Genomic DNA, 17,191 nt, shown 5'->3' on the forward strand with positions numbered 1-17,191 from the left:
CGGGAGCGGGGTTGGACAAGTGCGCCCGGGGGCACTCGGCGAGGGCTGTGAAGCGGACCCAGTCCCAGGAGGCACGTGTGGCGGTGCGGCATCGTCTGATCAAGGCCAGTCCGGCGACCGTATGGGAGGTGCTCGCCGACGGCAGGCGCTACGCCGACTGGGTGGTGGGAACGGAGGCGTCCGAACCGCGCGAGGGCCAGTGGCCCCAGGAAGCGGCGTCCATCGGCTACCAGGTCAGGCTGGGGCCCCTCAGGATCGGCAACGAGACGGTCGTGCGGCACTGCGAGGAAGGCTCCGTCCTGGAGATGGAGGCGCACGCGGGACCGCTCGGCACCGCCCGCATCGCCATCGAACTGCGCCCCTGGGGCGAGGACTGCCTGGTCGTCGTCGACGAGCACCCGCTGCAGGGAGCCGGCGGCGCCCTGCACAACGTCGGCTTCGAGATGCTGATCCAGCTCCGGCACCGGGCCATGCTCGCCCGGCTCGCCAGGATCTGCGAGGGCGGCGGCCGTGCCTGACGCCGTGGTGATCGGGGCCGGACCCAACGGCCTGGTGGCCGCCAACCTCCTGGCGGACGCGGGATGGAGCGTCCGCGTGGTCGAGGAGCAGCCGGAGCCGGGCGGCGCGGTACGGCACGACCGGGGCGTGCACCCCGACTACGTCAACGACCTGTTCAGCTCCTTCTACCCGCTCGCGGCCGCCTCCCCGGTCCTCTCCGGCCTCCACCTGGAGGACCACGGACTGCGCTGGAGCCACGCGCCCCACGTCCTCGCCCACCCGCTCGGCGACGGCCGGTGCGCGGTACTGGACCGGCGCGTGGCGACCACCGCCGAGTCCGTAGAGGCCTTCGCACCGGGCGACGGCGCGGCCTGGCACCGCCTGGTGGACACCTGGCAGCACCTGCGCCCCGACCTCCTGGACGCCTTGTTCACCCCGTTCCCGCCGGTCAGGGCCACGGCACGGCTGGCCCTCCGGCTGCGCGCTGCCGGCGGTCTGCGCATGGCGCGCTCCCTCATCCTCCCGGTGCGCCGCCTGGGCGAGGAGGAGTTCAGCGGCGAGGGCGCCCCGCTGCTGCTGGCCGGCAACGCGCTGCACGCCGACCTGGCGCCCGAGTCGGCCGGCAGCGGCGGGTTCGGCTGGCTGATGACCATGCTGGGGCAGACCTACGGCTTCCCGGTGCCGGTCGGCGGCTCGGGAGCCCTGACCGAGGCACTGGTCCGGCGGCTGCGCGGCCGCGGGGGAGAGCTGACCTGCGGACAGCGCGTCGTCGAGGTCGTCGTGCGCGGCGGCCGGGCCGTGGGCGTGCGCACGGCGGACGGGGACGCGGTGGCCGCACGGCGCGCCGTCCTCGCCGACGTGGCGGTGCCCGTGCTCTACCGCGACCTGCTCGACGCCCGGCACGTGCCCGCCCAGATGCTGTCCGACCTGGGGCGCTTCCAGTGGGACTTCGCCACCTTCAAGGTCGACTGGGCACTCGACGGCCCGGTGCCCTGGCGTGCCGAAGAGGCCCACCGGGCCGGCACCGTCCACCTGGCCGACGGCATGGACGAACTCACCCGCTTCGCCGCGCAGATCGCCATGCGCCAGCTGCCCGACCGCCCCTTCGCCCTGTTCGGCCAGATGACCCTGTCCGACCCGACACGCTCCCCGGACGGCACCGAGTCCGCCTGGGCCTACACGCACGTCCCGCACGACATCCGCGCGGACGCGGGCGACGAGGGCATCACCGGAGCCTGGGACGCCACCGACCGGGAACGCATGGCCGACCGCGTCGAACGCCAGGTCGAGCATTTCGCCCCCGGCTTCCGGTCCCGGATCCGCGCCCGGCGCGTCCTCGCCCCGCCCACCATGCAGGCACTCGACGACAACCTCGTCGACGGCGCCATCAACGGCGGCACGACCGCGATGCACCAGCAGCTCGTCTTCCGTCCGGTGCCCGGGACCGGACGGCCCGAGACTCCCGTGCCCGGCCTCTTCCTGGCCTCCGCCGGCGCCCACCCCGGCGGCGGCGTGCACGGCGCGCCCGGTGCGAACGCGGCGCGCGCCGCGCTGCGCGGGCACCGGGTCCCGGTCCTGAACCGCGCCCAGCGCGTTCTCGCCCGCCGTGACCGTACCGGCCGCAGGCGCTGACCGGCCGCCCGGCCGGCGGGCGCATCCGACCGCCCGGTGAAGGGAGAACACAGCAGACGGCAGACCGACGGCAGGCCGACAGCGGACCGCACGACCGGAACACGGAGAGCCAGGGAACGGCATGAGCGAGCACCAGGACGGCCCCGACGAACGCCACCGGCGCCCCGAAGGCGTCGACGACAAGACGGTCGAGGCCCTCGGATCACTGTCCAAGGCACTGGAGACGACCGAACGGGCGCGCGGCAGCCTGTACGCCTTCCACCAGCTGACCGGCGGCGCCGATCTCGAACTGGACCGCGCGGTACGGCTGCTCCGGGAGGCCGGCCACCCGGAGTGGGCGGACAGGGTGCAGACCGAGATCCTGGGCCGCAACATCATCCCCGGGCACTGGACGTTCCAGATCGTCGAGGCCTACGACCACACGTATTACCGGCCCTTCCAGGAGCTGGAGCGGGCGGCGGTGGACGAACTCGCCCAGGGCCGCGACCACCTGTACGAGGCCGAGATGAAGGAGGCCCGCCGCACCGTCGGGCACCCCGACCACACGGCCCGTCCCTGACCGACGCGGCATGAGGAAGGTGGACCGATGCCCAGCAGCCCACTGCACGGCCGTACGGTCGTGGTGACCGGCGCGGCACGCGGGGTAGGGGCCGCGCTCGCCCGGGAGATCGCCCGGTGCGGCGCACGGCTCGCGCTGCTGGGCCATGAACAGTCCCTGCTGGAGGAGGTCGCCGCCCGCCTGCCGTCGCCGGCCCTGGCGATCGGGGTCGACGTCACCGACCTCGCGGCGCTGCGCACCGCCGCGGGCGAGGTGCGCCGCCGCCTCGGGCGCCCGTCCGTCGTCGTCGCCAACGCCGGCATCGCCCAGGGCGGCCCGTTCGCCTCCTCGGACCCGGTGGAGTGGCGCCGGGTGATCGACGTGAACCTCACCGGCAGCGCCCAGACGGCCCGGGCCTTCCTGCCCGACCTGATCGCCACCGCCGGCTACCACCTCCAGATCGCCTCGCTGGCCTCCCTCGGCGCCGCCCCCCTGATGAGCGCCTACTGCGCCTCCAAGGCGGGCGTCGAAGCCTTCGCGCACTCACTGCGGGCCGAGGTCGCCCACCAGGGCGTCGGTGTCGGCATCGCCTACCTCAACTGGACCGACACCGACATGATCCGCGACGCCGACCGGTACAACGTGCTGCGGGAGCTGCGCGCGCACATGCCCCCGCCCGCCCGCCGCGTCCACCCCGTCGACACGGTCGCCGCCCGGGTCGTACGCGGCATGGAACGCCGGCGCACCGCCGTGTACGCCCCCGCCTGGCTGCGGCTGGTCCAGCCGGTCCGCGCGGCCCTGCCCCCGGTGGTGCTGCGGGTGGCCCGCCACGAGCTGCCCCGGCTCCAGGCCGAGGAGCCCTTCGTGGCCACCGGACTGCTGGGCGCCGGGGGCGCGGCCGACCGCGCGGTGACCGGGTACCGGCCCTGACCCACCCCCTCTCCTCAGGACGGCCGTCATGCAGACGTTCCTGCCGGACCCCGACTTCCGCCGCTCCGCCCTGCTCCTGGACCGCCGGCGCCTGGGCAAGCAGCGTGTCGAGGCGCTCCAGGTCCTGCGCGGTCTGACCGTGCCCGGCTACGGATGGCGCCGGCATCCCGCCGTGCGCATGTGGACGGGGTACGAGGAGGCGCTCGTACGCTACGGCCTGGAGATCTGCCGGGTCTGGCGGGAGCAGGGGCACCAGGACAGCTGCGCCGCCTCGCTCGTCGCCGGCTTCGCCGACGCTCACCCGGGCCCGGGCGCCCACGTACGCGACCAGCCGGCCCTGGCGGACGCCGGGGAACTCCCGCCCTGGCTCGGCGACGAGGCCTTCCACCTGAGCCACCGCTCCGCCCTGGTCCGCAAGGACCACGACACCTACGCCGGCGCCTTCCCGGGCACCCCCGACGACCTGCCCTATGTGTGGCCGCGGTCCGACCGGGAACGGGACGACGTGTCCGCACCCCGGTGAGCCGGGGCCGGACGGCAGACTCGAAGGAGCGAGGAACAGGAGGGGACGCGTGCTGCCGGACCTCCGCGCCCAGCTGGGCGCGCTGCTCTTCCGCCGGGTGGCGGGCCCCGACGGCCCGGCCGTCCGCGCGCGCATCCACGACACCCCCGGCGCCCGGTGGTTCGGGCCCGAGCGCCCCGTCCGGGTCGTCCACGGCGACGCCGCCATGTTCGTCGGCGGCGTGAGCGCCCTGCTGCTCCAGTCCCTGCACCCGCTCGCGATGGCGGCCGTGGCCGCGCACTCCGGATACCGCGGCGACCCCTGGGGACGGCTGCAACGCACGAGCACCTTCCTGGCCGTGACGACCTACGGCACCGCGGCCGACGCGCAGGCGGCCGTCGACCACGTCCGCGGCATCCACGAGAAGGTCCGCGGCGCCACACCGGACGGACGGCCGTACCACGCGGCCGACCCCCATCTGCTCGGCTGGGTGCACACGGCCGAGACCGCCTGCTTCCTCGCCGCCCACGAGCGCTACGGCGCCCACCCGCTCGACCCGGACGGCTACGACGCCTACGTCGCCGACACCGCGCGCGTCGCCGAGGCCCTCGGAGTGCCCGACCCGCCGCGCGACCGCCGGGCACTCTCCGAACGTCTGGCGGCCTACCGCGGCGAACTCGAGGCCACGCCCGAGGCCCGGTCCGCGGCCCGCTTCCTGCTCCTTCAACCGCCCCTGCCGCTCCCGGTGCGTCCGCTGTACGGCGCGCTGGCGGCGAACGCCGTGACGCTTCTGCCGTCCTGGGCCCGGAACCTGCTGCGGCTGCCCCGCGTCCCGCTCGTCGAGGACCTCACCGTGCGCCCGGCGGGCCACCTGATCGTGGGCACCATCCGCTGGGCGATGAGGCCACCCGCGCACACGGACTGAAGGCCCGGGCCGGGACCCGGGCCCCAGAACTCCGCGGCCGCTCAGCCCGCCGTGTTGTCGACGCGCATCCGCACCTGCTCCTCCAGGCGGCGCAGGCTGTGGTCCAGGGCGTCGCACACCTTCCGCTCGCCCGGGTCGTGGCTCTCGTCGAAGAAGGACAGGTGCACGGTCACCTCGCTGGCCCCGCTGCCGATCCCCGCGACCTGGAGCCAGCCCGCGTAGCCGCCCCGCTCCCGGGTGCCCCACTCGATGCGCATCTGCTCGTTCTCGGCGCGCATCATCGCCGCGGTGTCCCGGTCCGCGTCGTCCTCGTGGACCGTGACGGCCGGCGGGTCGTCGGCCTGGACGTGCAGTGCGTCCGGCAGCCATGCGTCGAGCTGGTCGACGTTGGACGCCTGGTCGAAGACGTGCTCGGGCTGTCCGGGCATCGTGCGGGAACGTTCGTACTCAGCCATCGCGGCACCGCCCCTCCGGTCGGAATGCGTACCCAGGCCGCGTGCCCCTTTCGTCCCGGACGAAAAGCCCCGAAGCGGACGTGATGCGCGACCGACGGCGCGTCCCCGGACGCCCTCGGGCGCTCACGGCCGGCCTGCCATGAGATCGCTCACCTGTGAATCGCCACAGGATCCGTGCTGTTCGGGGCGCGGATTTGTTAGATTGCGCAACTACGCAACCCAGGCGGAGCCCGCCTTCGCGCGGCACCCCTGTTCCGCCGTGCACGCCCGGCCGTACACCCCGATGGCCGGGCCTGCCGCGCCCGACCGGTCATGGGAGTGGGAGATGAACGACCCGTGGGACGGTCCGGCCGGCCAGGCCACACGCGACCGTGAGGCCCGGGTGCCCGGACAGCGCACGGCCGGGCCCGGTGGAGAGCGGCACGACGGAGAGCGGCCCACGGGTGGCCGGGCCGCGGCCCGGGCGGCAGCCCGCGCGCGCGGATCGAGGCGCCGGGTCCGGGCGGCCGGACGCGGCAGGCGGGTGCTGAAGATCCTCGCGATCTCCCTGTCCCTGGTCGTCATGGTCACCGCGGGCGTCGGCTGGTGGTTCTACCAGCACCTCAACGGCAACATCCAGAGCGTCTCGCTCGACGGCAAGGGCGGCGCCGAGAAGGCCGACGCCTTCGGCCGGACCCCGATCAACCTCCTGGTCATGGGGTCGGACGGGCGCACCAGCAAGACGGACTGCAAGCTCGGCGGTGGCTGCTCCAGCACCGGCGTGCAGTCCGGCAGCAACGCGGACGTGCAGATGGTCGTGCACATATCCGCCGACCGTTCCAACGCCACCGTGATGAGCATCCCCCGCGACACCATGACCCACGTTCCGGCCTGCAAGGACAGCGCGAACGGCCAGTCCACCGCCGGTTACTACGGCCAGATCAACAGCGCGCTGCAGTACGGCCCCGCCTGCCAGGTGGCCACCGTCCACCGGCTCACCGGCATCCCGATCGACCACTTCGTCAAGCTCGACTTCTCCGGTGTGGTCAAGATGTCCGACGCCGTCGGCGGCGTCTCGGTCTGCGTCGACCGCAACGTCTACGACACCTACTCGCACCTGAAGCTGTCCAAGGGCACCCACACCCTGAAGGGCGTCTCGGCCCTCGAGTTCGTCCGCTCCCGGCACGGCTTCGGCGACGGCAGCGACCTCGGCCGCACCGTCTCCCAGCACATCTTCCTCAGCGCGATGATCCGCAAGTTCAAGAGCGCGGGCACGCTCACCGACCCCACCGCCGTCTACGGTCTCGCGGACGCCGCGACCAAGGCGCTGACCGTCGACGACGGCCTGGGCAGCGTGAAGAAGCTGATCGCGCTCGCGGCCGACCTGAACAAGGTGCCCACGAAGCGGATGACCTTCACCACGATGCAGACCGCCCCGGACCCGAACAACGGCGACCGCGTGGTGGTCGGCGCCGGAGCCCGCACCCTGTTCTCCACCATCGCCCACGACCAGTCGCTGACGACCGGATCCGGCAAGAAGTCCGCGGCGGCCGCCGCGGCCGCCAAGGCCAAGCCCACCGCCTCGGCGGTGCCCGCGTCCCGCATCGCCGTGACGGTGGAGAACGGCACCGCCGTCAACGGCCGCGCCCTCACCGTCGCCACCGCGCTCACCGACCAGGGCTTCAGCCCCGCGACCACCACGGCCAACGCCCCGAGCCCCACGGCCACCACCACGCTGACCTACGGCACCGGTGCGAAGGCCGAGGCCACGACCGTCGCCAAGGCGCTGGGCCTGCCCGCCAAGCGACTGAAGCAGGGCACCGGCACCGGCCTCACCCTCGTCATCGGCAGCGACTGGCCGAGCGGCACCGGGTATCCCGGCGGTGCGTCCTCGCCCGCGCCCGCCGACACGGCCGCCGCGGTGTCCAACGCCCACGCCCAGACCGCCGACCAGGCCAGGACCTGCGCCAAGGTCAGCCCGTACAAGACTGTCAGCTACCGCGGGGTCCCCATGACGCCGGAGCAGGCGTACGCGGCGGCACGCGGCAAGCCCGACTCCGACGACTGAGCCGACCCGCGATCGCCCGCCCCGACCGGCGGGGCTCCTCCGGGGGCCCGCCGGTCGCGCGCGTCGCCCCGAGCACGCGTCCCCCGCGCACGACAACGAGCCCCGGCCCCCGTACGTGCGAGTACGGGGGCCGGGGCTCGTTGCGGCTGGGCTAGCGGGCGGTCCCGAAGTCCTGGGTCCAGTAGTTGTTCGGCTGGGCCAGACCGACGCCGATCTCCTTGAACGCGCAGTTGAGGATGTTGGCCCGGTGGCCGGGGCTGGACATCCAGCCCGCCATGACCTCCTCGGGCGTGCCGTACCCGTAGGCGACGTTCTCGCCGTAGCTGCTCCAGTTGTAGCCGGCCGCGGTGATCCGGTCGCCGGGCGAGGACCCGTCGGACCCCGTGTGCGACATGTTCTGGTGCGCCGCCATGTCCTGGCTGTGCGCCTGCGCCACCTTGGTCAGGGTCGGGTTGAGCGTGAGAGCCGAGCAACCGACCTTGGCGCGCTCGGCGTTGACGAGCGTCACGATGCGGGCGGCGACCCCGGTCGCGGCGGGAGCCGTGGACGCGGGTGCGGACGCCTGCGGAGTGCTCTGGGACGCCGTGGCCTTCGGCGCGGGCGCAGTGGTCCGCTGCGCGGTCGGCGACGCGGTCGGCGTCGTCGACGGCGCCGAGGAGGGCCCGCCGGGCCGCATGTGCTTCCTGTGGTGCGTCCGGTGGTGCTTGCGGTGCTGGGCCAGGTGGCGAACGCCGTCGGGCCGGGCCTGAGTCGGGGTCGGGGCGGCGGTCGGGGTCTGGGCCGGGGACTCGACCATCTGGCCGATGGTCGTGAGGCTCCCGGTGTAGGCGCCGGCCTCGGGGGGCGTCGGGTTCCCGGCGCCGACGGCAGGGGTCTCGCCGCCGCCCGGCCACTCGCCGCACGCCATGGCCGCCGTGGGGACGCCCACGGCGCTCACGACGACAGCGGCTATGACCATCCGCCGGTAGTGCTGCTTCTTGCGATGCTTCGCCATGCGTGACCTCACCGGTAGTCGCCGGGCACCGCCCGTCGCGGCCGGCCCAGCGGGGACTCCGCTCCTGACCTGCGGAGACTTCCTGTGGGTCGTCATTGTTAGAAGGGCCGCACAGCATGTGCAACGGGCGTTCGTACTATCCCGCTTCGTAGACCTGCGCGGCCCTTGCCAAGGGAGGGGTGACGTGCTGACCGGCCGCCCAGTGGCCCTCGCACCCCCTGCCGCCCCGTCAGAAACGCGCTGTGCGGGGCGGAACGGGGGAGAGCGCCGGGTCGTCGGCGGACCCCCGGGCCGGACCGGGCGAGTCCGTACGGCAAGCCGGACAAATCCCATATGTCGCCAGAGCGGCGTCTACTAAGCGGCTTCCCGAGATCCGGGGGAGCGCGTGAGGGATGTCACGGAACCAAAGCTTCCGCTTCGCGTCGGCGGCCTCAGGACCGGCGCGTGGGGTCGCCGGGAGCGGCCGGCAGTGCGAGGTGCGCGAGGTCGCCGGGCGGGGGAGAGCTCACCGGCCACAGCGGAGCGGCGTCCCCGTCGGCGAGGGCGGCCGGGGCGTCGGTGAGATTCATGCGCTCGCGCAGCCGGCCGTAGAAGTCCATGGGGCCCAGCCGCACCGCCCTGAGCCGGCGCGGCGCCGCGTACACACCGATCCAGTCCCCGGGGTTGAGTACACCGCGCACCTGGCCGTCGATGCTGACCAGTGCCTGCCCCGAGCGCTCGAGCACACGGAACGCGATGGGCTCGTCCGGGGCGGCCACCACCGACCGGTTGAACACCATGTGCGGGGCGACCGGCGTGAAGACCAGGCCCTCCGCGCGCGGCGACACGACCGGGCCGCCGGCCGCGAAGCTGTACGCGGTCGAGCCCGTCGGCGTGGCCACCAGCAGCGCGTCGGCGGAGTACGACGCCAGCAGCCGTCCGGCCAGGTAGACGCCGACCGACACCTGCCGGTCCCGGGTCACCTTCTCCACGACGACGTCGTTCAGCGCGGTCACGTTCAGGGCGACACCCCAGTCGTTCCCGGTCTCGCACTCCACCCGCACCCGGGGCGCCGGCAGGAGCGGTCCGCGGCCGTAGCGCACCATGGATTCCATGTGCTCGGGCACCTCGAGCCGGCACGACGCCCGCATGGTGAGGAGCATCCGGTGCTCGACCTCGAAGCGCTCCTCCCGTACGGCGTCCAGCGCGGCGTGCACCGCCGAGGCGGGCACCTCGGTCAGGAAGCCGACCCGTCCGAGGTCGACCCCGAGGACGAGGGCGTCGCTCTGCGCCGCCAGCCGGGCACCGCGCAGGAAAGTGCCGTCGCCGCCCAGGGTGACGACGAGGTCGGGGTCGCCGGCGGAGTCCATCTCCTCACGGGAGCTGTGCCGCTCGCCCTCCTGCCACACGTCGATGTCGGCGCAGCCCACCTCGTGCTCGGCGCACCACTCGCGCACGGCGCGCGCGGCTGCCACGGCCTGTGCCCGTCCGCCGTGCACGACCAGACCGACACGGTTCACCGTCATACCCGCCTCCCGGTCGGATCGCCCAGAGGGCCATCCTCGCCAGGAACCCGGCCGAGGCCCGGGACGCCACGCCGCCACGGGGCCCGCACCAGCCCCTCGCACGCGCCTTGGTGCCGATCCGGACCGGGTCCTGTCACGGCCGCGTCACAGGGAACGTCCGGTGGAACCCCTGGTCAGGTGGGTCTGTCTGAACCTGTGAGGACCGGCTGGCAGCCGGCCGACCGCAATACCGACCATCGGGGGACCCCATGCAGCACCGCACCACCGTCCGTGTCACCGCGTCCGCAGCGGCCGTGATCGCGGCCGCGCTCTCGCTCACCGCCTGTCAGCCGGGCGACGGCGACGCGGCGGCCGGCACACCGGCCAAGACCCCCACGACGGCCTCGGCCGGGGCCACCGCGAGCCACCCGGCGACCCCGGCCGCCGAGACCTCGCGGCCCGCCACGGGCGGCGGCTCCCCGCACACGGCTCCCGCGACCTCCGCCCCCGCGACCTCCGTGCCCGCGTCCGCCGGGTCCGGCGCCCCGGGCGGCACGGTGCCCCCGTGCGCGGCCACGGCCCTGGAGGCGTCGGCGTACCAGGCCGCCGACCGTCCGTCCGGCACCGGCGTCGGAGCGGCGGTGATCCAGTTCACCAACACCTCGGGCAAGGCGTGCACCCTCAAGGGGCACCCGACCGTGGCCGGCGCCGGGAACGGCTCCCCGCAGCACAACCGCCCGCTGACCGTGACGCCCACCGGGGCCGCGGCGAGCGTGCGGGTGGCGCCGGGCGGCAAGGCGTGGGTGAAGCTGACCTTCGTCCAGGTGCAGGGAGAGGGCGACGGCTACTGCGTGTCCGGCGCCAAGCCCGTCGCCTATCCGACGCTGGTGGTCGGCCTGCCCGGGGCCGGCGCTCACCAGGTCGCCCTGTCGGACGGCCTCTTCGCGGAGTGCGACAACAAGGTCACCGCGACCGCGGTCACGGCGGTGAAGCCCTCCTGAACCCCGGCCGCTGGCGGCGGCCGTGCGGCCCGTGCCGCAGGCGGGCCGTCAGCGCGCTGTCAGTACACCGTCAGCGGGCCGTCGTCGCCGAGACGGCGGCCCGCGCCGCGCGTTCCACCAGCGCGACACCGTCCTTCATCGACGTGCTGCCGTCGGACAGGACCGCGACGAGGTAGTGGTGGCGGCCCGTGGTGATCCGGCCGACGCTGTTGACGTCCCACAGCCCGGTGGTGTCCCGCTGCAGCCAGCCGTTCTTCAGCGCCGCCCCGGGGTCGGCGGCCGCCGAGACACCCCAGGACTGCTCGGTGGCGACCCGGCTCATCAGTGTGCGGATGTAGGCGCGGGACGCGTCGCTGAGCGCCGGCGCAGAGCCCGCCTTCGGCGCCGGGGCGGTGCCGAAGACCGCGCGCAGCAGCCGTATCTGGTCGCTCGCCGTGGTCCTGGTCAGACCCCACTTGGGGCCGGGGCCGCCCTGGGTGGCGGTCAGGCCCAGCCGCTTGTTGGCCGCCTTCAGACCCGGGGCGAGCCCGATGCGCCGCCACAGGGCGTTGGCCGCGGCGTTGTCGCTGTGCTCGATCATGGCCTCCGCCTGGGCGCGCTCCTTCGCGGTCAGGGCGTGCCGGGAGTCCTGCGCCTTGAGCAGGACCGAGGCGAGGATGTCGACCTTGATGATGCTCGCCGTGTCGTAGGGCGCGTCGGTGCCGTACACCGCCGGGCCGTGGCCCGAAGCGTCCAGGTCGAAGACCGCTGCCGTCACCCGCGCCTTGCCCTTCGCCCCCACGGAGGCCGGGAAGGAGGCCGCCGCGGACCCGCTCGCGGAGGAGCCGGCCGGCGCCGCCGCGGCGGCCGGCTGGGCGAGGCCGAGCGTGCCGGCCGCGAGCAGAGCCGACGCGGTGGCCGCGAGCGGAGCGGTGACCGCCGCGCCCCGGGCCCGGGGGCGGTTCCCTCGCGGGGTGCGCGGCTGCGGCAGGGGGCGGTTTCGGTACGCCATCGTCAGGGGCCTCGGCAGTTCGGGGTGCGGGGACACAGGACTGCGAACGTAAACAAATCGCCCGCCGCGCGAAGTGACCGCTGCCACGAAGAGGCGGTTTCGGGGTGAATTGTGAGCAGGGCAACAGGGCCGGACAATGTGACCAGGCAGGCACACCGGGCCCGGGAGGCGTCATGAGCACATCAGCGGAGCCGAGGGTCTCCGGCCTCGAGGTCCGGTCGATCGACTACGTCCCCCTGAACGAACGGCACGGCAAGCTCTGGCACCTCGGCCCGCTGTGGTTCATGTCCAACGCGCAGATCGCCACCCTCGCGGTGGGACTGGTCAGCATCACCCAGGGCGGCAACCTCATCTGGTCGCTCCTGGCCATCGTGACCGGCACCGTCATCGGCACCTTCTTCATGGCCTTCCACTCCGCCCAGGGCCCCCAGCTCGGCCTGCCGCAGATGATCCAGTCCCGGCCGCAGTTCGGCTACGTCGGCGCCCTCCTGGTGTGGCTGTTCGCCTATGTGCAGTACGCGGGGTTCAACGTCTTCAACAGCAGCCTCGCCGCCGACGCCCTGCACACCACCCTGCACGGCGGGGTCAACCTCTGGGTGATCGTGGTCACCGTGATCGCCCTGGTCATCGCGCTCGTGGGCTACGACATCATCCACCGGGCCGAGCGCCTCCTGACCTACGCCTTCCTCGTCATCTTCGGCGTCTTCACCGTCGGCGTCCTGGTCACCCTGCACTACCCGCCCGGCTCCTTCGACCTCGGCGCCTTCAAGTGGACCCCGTTCCTGGCCCAGTTCGGCGTGGTGGCCGGCTACCAGATCAGCTGGGCGATCTACGTCTCGGACTACTCGCGCTACCTCCCGCCGGACGTGACCGTCCGCAAGACCTTCTACTGGACCTACTTCGGCTCCGCGCTCGGCGGCATCTGGCTGATGGTCCTCGGCTCGCTGCTGGCCGCGTGGTCCGGCAAGGGCTTCGAGACGATCACGTCGATCAACGCCGCCGGCGACAAGGTGTTCGACGGGTTCGGCGCGGTCGTGCTGCTCTTCTCCGCGCTGGGGCTGGTGTCCGTCACGGCGCTGAACATGTACGGCGGTTCCCTGACCCTCATCAGCGCCATCGACTCGTTCAAGCGGGTGCGGCCGACGCTCGCCGTCCGCCTGGTGACCCTCGGCCTCACCGCGGCGCTCTCCCTGATCGGCGCGCTGGCCGCCACCTCCAACTTCCTGGCCAACTTCGAGAACTTCCTGCTGCTGGTCCTCTACCTGTTCATCCCGTGGACCTCGGTGAACCTCATGGACTACTACGTGGTGCGCCGCGGGCACTACGCCATCGCCGAGATCTTCAACCCGAACGGCATCTACGGCCGCTGGGGCTGGCACGGCATCATCGCGTACCTGGTGGGCTTCGCCTGCATGATCCCGTTCTTCTCCGTCGGCACCCTGTACGTGGGCCCCGCCGCCCGGGCGCTCGGCGGGGCGGACATCTCCCTGTTCGTCGGACTGCCGATCGCCGCGCTGCTGTACTGGCTGCTGACCCGCTCGATCGACGTGGCGGCGGAGACCCGGCTGGCCGAGGCCGAGGCCGAGGCGCTGGAACGCGCGGCGCACGAGCACCGGGAGCCCTGAGCGTCCGTTCCGGGCCAGGCCGGGCGACGGGCTCCCGGAGAGCCGCCGCTCCCCGACGAGCCGCCGCTCCCCGACGACCCCGGCGGACCGGCGCTTCCCGACGAGCAGGTGCTTCCCGGCGAGCCGCCCCGCCGGCGGGCCGTCCCGTCTCAGGTCGGTTCGCCGCGCCAGGTGCCGTCGTGTTGGGCCCAGCGGACGGCGGGGGCCACCGCGAGGCCGGCCGCGGCGAACACCACGCCGAGCACCGCCCAGCCGAGCGTGCCGTGGGCGACCGCGGTGACCGTGACCAGGGCCGGACCCGCCATCATCCCGGCCGACATCCCGGCGCCGAAGACGCCCTGGTACACGCCGTGCGCACGGGCGTCGGCCAGTTCGTAGCCGAGCGTCCAGCCGCCCGCCGCCGACAGCACCTCGGCGAAGACCTGGACCACGGCGCCGGCGGTCAGCGACACCACCGCCCACACGGGGGAGAGGCCCGCCGAGAGCGCGTACACCGCGCAGGCGGCCGCCAGCAGCAGCCCCGCCCAGCCCATCGCCCGTACCGCGCTGGGCACGCGCGAGGCGCGCCGGGCGACCCGCACCTGGAGCAGGGCCACCAGGGCACAGTTGACGATCATCAGCATGGCCGCCGTCCAGCGCGGGGCCTCGGTCCGCTCCACGATCCACAGCGGCAACCCCACCTCCGCCAGCGTGTACTGCACGACCAGCACCGCGTTGAGCACGGTCACCGCCAGGAACGGCAGATCGCGCACCGCCCGCCAGCGGTCGACGGCCGGGGCACCGGCGTCCAGGACCGCCCGTTCCCGCGCGTGCGCCGCCAGCGGCAGCCTGGGCAGCAGCAGGGCGGGGCCGGCGAACGACAGCGCGTTGAGCGCGATCACCGTCAAGTACGCCCCGCGCGTGTCCAGTTGCAGCGCGACCGCGCCCAGTACGCCGCCCACGCCCATGCCCACGTTGGTCACCATCCGCAGGTACGCCCGGGCCTCCACCCGCGTCGCCGCGGGCAGAACGTCGGCGTACAGCGCGCCCTGCACCCCGCGGCTCGCCATCTGCAGCGCTGTCGCGCAGACCACCGCGGCGAGGAACCCGGCGTAGGAGTGCACCAGGGTGTACGAGGCCGTGGCGAGTCCCGTGCCGCCCCAGAGCACGGCGCCCACCCGCCGGGCGCCCCACCGGTCCGCGGCCCGCCCGGCGGGCACCCCCGCGGCCACGCCCACCAGACCCGCGACCGTGAGCCCGAGCCCGACGGCGGTCGCGTCGAGGCCGACGATGCGCGTGAAGTACAGGACGCCGAGCGGGAAGTACAGGCCGTTGCCGAGGGAGTTGACGGCGGTCAGGACGGTGGCGAGGCGCAGGACCGGGTCGGCCGGCAGCAGCCCGCCGGCGCGGGTGGCACGGGGCGCCCCGGTACTGCCGTCCTGGTCAGGCCCCTGCGAAACTGGTGTCGTGGTCATGTCCAGCAGCCAACCCGCCGGCCGCTCGCGCCCGACAATGATTTAGCGTGGCGCTCAATGATCGAGTTCCGGTTCGTCATCGGTGACCTCGCCACCACCTCGTTCGCCTACTCACCCCTGCAGGAGGCGGTGTTCTCGCTGCGCTGTCTGCACGACCCGGCGCGCTACCCGCACCACCGGCCGTGGCTGCGCCGCATCCGCCCGCGCCTCGCCTCCCTCGACCACGAACTGCTCCCCGCCCTGATCGCCCCCTGGCTGTGGGTCCCCGACTTCCTGACGCCGCGTCCGCCCCGGGCCCGCCCGGCCTTCGCCGAGGAGCTCGACGAGGTCCGCCGCACCCCGCCGGCCGTCGTCGTCTCGGACTTCCGCGCCACCTACCGCACCGGCGACGCGCTCCCGCCGGTCGTGGCACGCGGCCTGACCGACCCGCCGGTCTTCCTCGCCCGGCTCACCGACGCGCTGGACGCCTACTGGCACACCTGCCTCAGCGACGGCTGGTGGCCGCGCGTGCAGAGCATCCTGGAGGCGGACCTCGCCCACCAGGCACGGGTGCTGGCCGAACAGGGGGCGGCGGCGCTGTTCTCCGGGCTCGACCCACGCCTGGTGTGGAGGGGCGACCAGCTGCTGCTGATGCGCACCGGCGACACGGCCCCCTGGCCGTCGGCCGACATCCGCATCGCCGGCCGCGGCATGGTGCTGATGCCGACGCTCTTCGCCCGCGGCGCCCAGACGGTGCTCGACGCCTCCCGCCCCCCGATGCTCGTCTATCCGGCCCGCGGCCGGGGCACCCTCTCCGAGGCACCGCCGCCGGTCACCGACCAGGCGCTGGTACGCCTCCTCGGCCGCCCCCGGGCCCGGCTGCTGGGCCTCCTCGCCGAACCGGCCTCCACCACCGAACTCGCCCACCGCCTGGACGTCACCGCGGGCGCGGTCAGCCAGCACCTGGCCGTCCTCTACGACGCGGGCCTGCTCAGCCGCACCCGCAGCGGCCGCACCGTCCGCTACGCGCGTACGGCCCTGGGCGACGCGCTCTGCCGTCAGACCTGACAGGCGCGGCCTCGCCGGCCGGATACCAGAAGAAGACGCCGGCCTGACGGCGGTTCACGGCGGTGCCGCTGTGATCTGTCTCCTTGCGGTCGCGAGCCGGTGCGACGACCCTCTCGTCGAACGATCTCGAACGAGTCTCCGAAGAAGTTGTTATCCGGGCCTCGCCGAGCGGTCTCCCAGATATCGGACAGCAGCGTTCGGCATCGAGGACAGGGAAGCTTCAGATGAGTACTCAGCACGCGATGGAGTCGGCGGCACTGGTGACCGCTGCCCGGGCGGGCGACCCGCACGCCCAGGACGCCCTGGTCAGTGCGTACCTCCCGCTGGTCTACAACATCGTGGGACGTGCTTTGAACGGCTCGGTCGATGTCGACGACGTGGTGCAGGAGACCATGCTCCGCGCCCTGGACGCGCTGGGCGGCCTGCGTACTCCCGAGGGCTTCCGCTCTTGGCTGGTGGCGATCGCCATGAACCAGGTCCGCACGCACTGGCAGCACCGGCAGTTCGCCCCGGGCGCCGTCGAGGAGGCGGCGGACCTCGCCGATCCGGGCGCCGACTTCGTGGACCTGACCATCGTGCAGCTGCAACTGTCCGGCCAGCGCCAAGAGACCGCGCGTGCCACCCGCTGGCTGGAGCCGGACGACCGGGGGCTGCTGTCGCTGTGGTGGCTGGAGTGCGCGGGTGAGCTGACCCGCGCCGAGGTCGCGGCGGCGCTGGAGCTGTCGCCGCAGCACACGGCGGTCCGGGTGCAGCGGATGAAGGCGCAACTGGAGGCGGCCCGCGTGGTGGTGCGCGCCCTCGACGCGCAGCCGCCGTGCGAGGAACTCCGCGGTGTGCTGGCCGCCTGGGACGGCGTCCCCTCGGCGCTGTGGCGCAAGCGCATAGCCCGGCACGCCCGCGGCTGCGCGCGTTGCTCGGGTCTGTGGAGCGGCCTGCTGCCCGCCGAGGGCCTGCTGGCCGGCCTCGCGCTGGTGGCCGTCTCGACCGTGCTGCTCGCGCGGGCGCGTTCCGCCGACGGGTTCGCCCTGGCCGGATCGGCGCCCTGCCGGTCGAGATCGCGGCCGTGGT

Annotated in this window: 16 protein-coding genes; 11 read left to right on the forward strand and 5 right to left on the reverse strand. The window is 73.9% G+C overall.

Annotated elements, in window-relative coordinates:
- Nucleotides 1–77 precede the first annotated feature (77 nt).
- From PV343_RS37345 to PV343_RS37370, 6 genes are all read left to right on the forward strand, one after another.
- Nucleotides 78–518 carry an SRPBCC family protein gene (locus PV343_RS37345; protein WP_319151510.1) on the forward strand — a complete coding sequence of 147 codons (441 nt, stop codon included), beginning with the start codon at nt 78–80 and terminating at the stop codon, nt 516–518.
- Nucleotides 511–2,130: a phytoene desaturase family protein gene (locus tag PV343_RS37350; RefSeq protein ID WP_319151511.1), complete on the forward strand. Its 1,620-nt coding sequence runs from the start codon at nt 511–513 to the stop codon at nt 2,128–2,130. The genes PV343_RS37345 and PV343_RS37350 overlap by 8 nt, the downstream gene beginning before the upstream one ends.
- A gap of 121 nt (nt 2,131–2,251) precedes the next feature.
- Nucleotides 2,252–2,689, forward strand: a complete 438-nt coding sequence (locus PV343_RS37355) for a hypothetical protein (RefSeq protein ID WP_319151512.1) — start codon at nt 2,252–2,254, stop codon at nt 2,687–2,689.
- Between the two features lie 27 nt (nt 2,690–2,716).
- Nucleotides 2,717–3,598: an SDR family oxidoreductase gene (locus PV343_RS37360; protein WP_319151513.1), complete on the forward strand. Its 882-nt coding sequence runs from the start codon at nt 2,717–2,719 to the stop codon at nt 3,596–3,598.
- Between the two features lie 28 nt (nt 3,599–3,626).
- Entirely contained in the window at nt 3,627–4,121 is a 495-nt protein-coding gene (locus PV343_RS37365) for an MSMEG_6728 family protein (RefSeq protein WP_319151515.1), read from the forward strand.
- A gap of 52 nt (nt 4,122–4,173) precedes the next feature.
- Nucleotides 4,174–5,025 carry an oxygenase MpaB family protein gene (locus PV343_RS37370; protein ID WP_401701351.1) on the forward strand — a complete coding sequence of 284 codons (852 nt, stop codon included), beginning with the start codon at nt 4,174–4,176 and terminating at the stop codon, nt 5,023–5,025.
- A 41-nt stretch (nt 5,026–5,066) separates the two neighbouring features.
- On the opposite strand, the gene PV343_RS37375 is transcribed toward PV343_RS37370, so the two are convergent.
- On the reverse strand, nt 5,067–5,480 hold the full coding sequence (locus tag PV343_RS37375; protein WP_319151518.1) for an SRPBCC family protein: 414 nt from the start codon (nt 5,478–5,480) through the stop codon (nt 5,067–5,069).
- Between the two features lie 325 nt (nt 5,481–5,805).
- Between PV343_RS37375 and PV343_RS37380 the strand changes: the two genes are divergently transcribed.
- On the forward strand, nt 5,806–7,527 hold the full coding sequence (locus PV343_RS37380; protein ID WP_319151527.1) for an LCP family protein: 1,722 nt from the start codon (nt 5,806–5,808) through the stop codon (nt 7,525–7,527).
- Between the two features lie 151 nt (nt 7,528–7,678).
- On the opposite strand, the gene PV343_RS37385 is transcribed toward PV343_RS37380, so the two are convergent.
- Entirely contained in the window at nt 7,679–8,521 is an 843-nt protein-coding gene (locus tag PV343_RS37385) for a CAP domain-containing protein (protein WP_319151519.1), read from the reverse strand.
- A gap of 431 nt (nt 8,522–8,952) precedes the next feature.
- Nucleotides 8,953–10,026, reverse strand: a complete 1,074-nt coding sequence (locus tag PV343_RS37390) for an NAD(+)/NADH kinase (protein ID WP_319151520.1) — start codon at nt 10,024–10,026, stop codon at nt 8,953–8,955.
- A gap of 248 nt (nt 10,027–10,274) precedes the next feature.
- Between PV343_RS37390 and PV343_RS37395 the strand changes: the two genes are divergently transcribed.
- On the forward strand, nt 10,275–11,006 hold the full coding sequence (locus tag PV343_RS37395; RefSeq protein WP_319151521.1) for a DUF4232 domain-containing protein: 732 nt from the start codon (nt 10,275–10,277) through the stop codon (nt 11,004–11,006).
- A 70-nt stretch (nt 11,007–11,076) separates the two neighbouring features.
- Here PV343_RS37395 and PV343_RS37400 read toward each other — a convergent pair whose 3' ends face one another.
- Nucleotides 11,077–11,997 carry a serine hydrolase gene (locus PV343_RS37400; protein ID WP_319151522.1) on the reverse strand — a complete coding sequence of 307 codons (921 nt, stop codon included), beginning with the start codon at nt 11,995–11,997 and terminating at the stop codon, nt 11,077–11,079.
- A 173-nt stretch (nt 11,998–12,170) separates the two neighbouring features.
- Between PV343_RS37400 and PV343_RS37405 the strand changes: the two genes are divergently transcribed.
- Nucleotides 12,171–13,622: a purine-cytosine permease family protein gene (locus tag PV343_RS37405; RefSeq protein WP_319151523.1), complete on the forward strand. Its 1,452-nt coding sequence runs from the start codon at nt 12,171–12,173 to the stop codon at nt 13,620–13,622.
- Between the two features lie 149 nt (nt 13,623–13,771).
- Here PV343_RS37405 and PV343_RS37410 read toward each other — a convergent pair whose 3' ends face one another.
- A complete protein-coding gene (locus PV343_RS37410) occupies nt 13,772–15,076 on the reverse strand; it encodes an MFS transporter (RefSeq protein ID WP_319151524.1) in 1,305 nt (434 codons plus the stop codon).
- 57 nt (nt 15,077–15,133) lie between these two features.
- On the opposite strand from PV343_RS37410, the gene PV343_RS37415 reads away from it, so the two are divergent.
- Entirely contained in the window at nt 15,134–16,123 is a 990-nt protein-coding gene (locus PV343_RS37415; RefSeq protein WP_319151525.1) for an ArsR/SmtB family transcription factor, read from the forward strand.
- Nucleotides 16,124–16,347: 224 nt separating this feature from the next.
- The coding region (locus tag PV343_RS37420) for a sigma-70 family RNA polymerase sigma factor (RefSeq protein WP_319151526.1) at nt 16,348–17,191 on the forward strand (844 nt) is incomplete at its 3' end.

It is taken from the genome of Streptomyces sp. WI03-4A, from assembly GCF_033792105.1.
GTDB lineage: Bacteria > Actinomycetota > Actinomycetes > Streptomycetales > Streptomycetaceae > Streptomyces > Streptomyces collinus_A.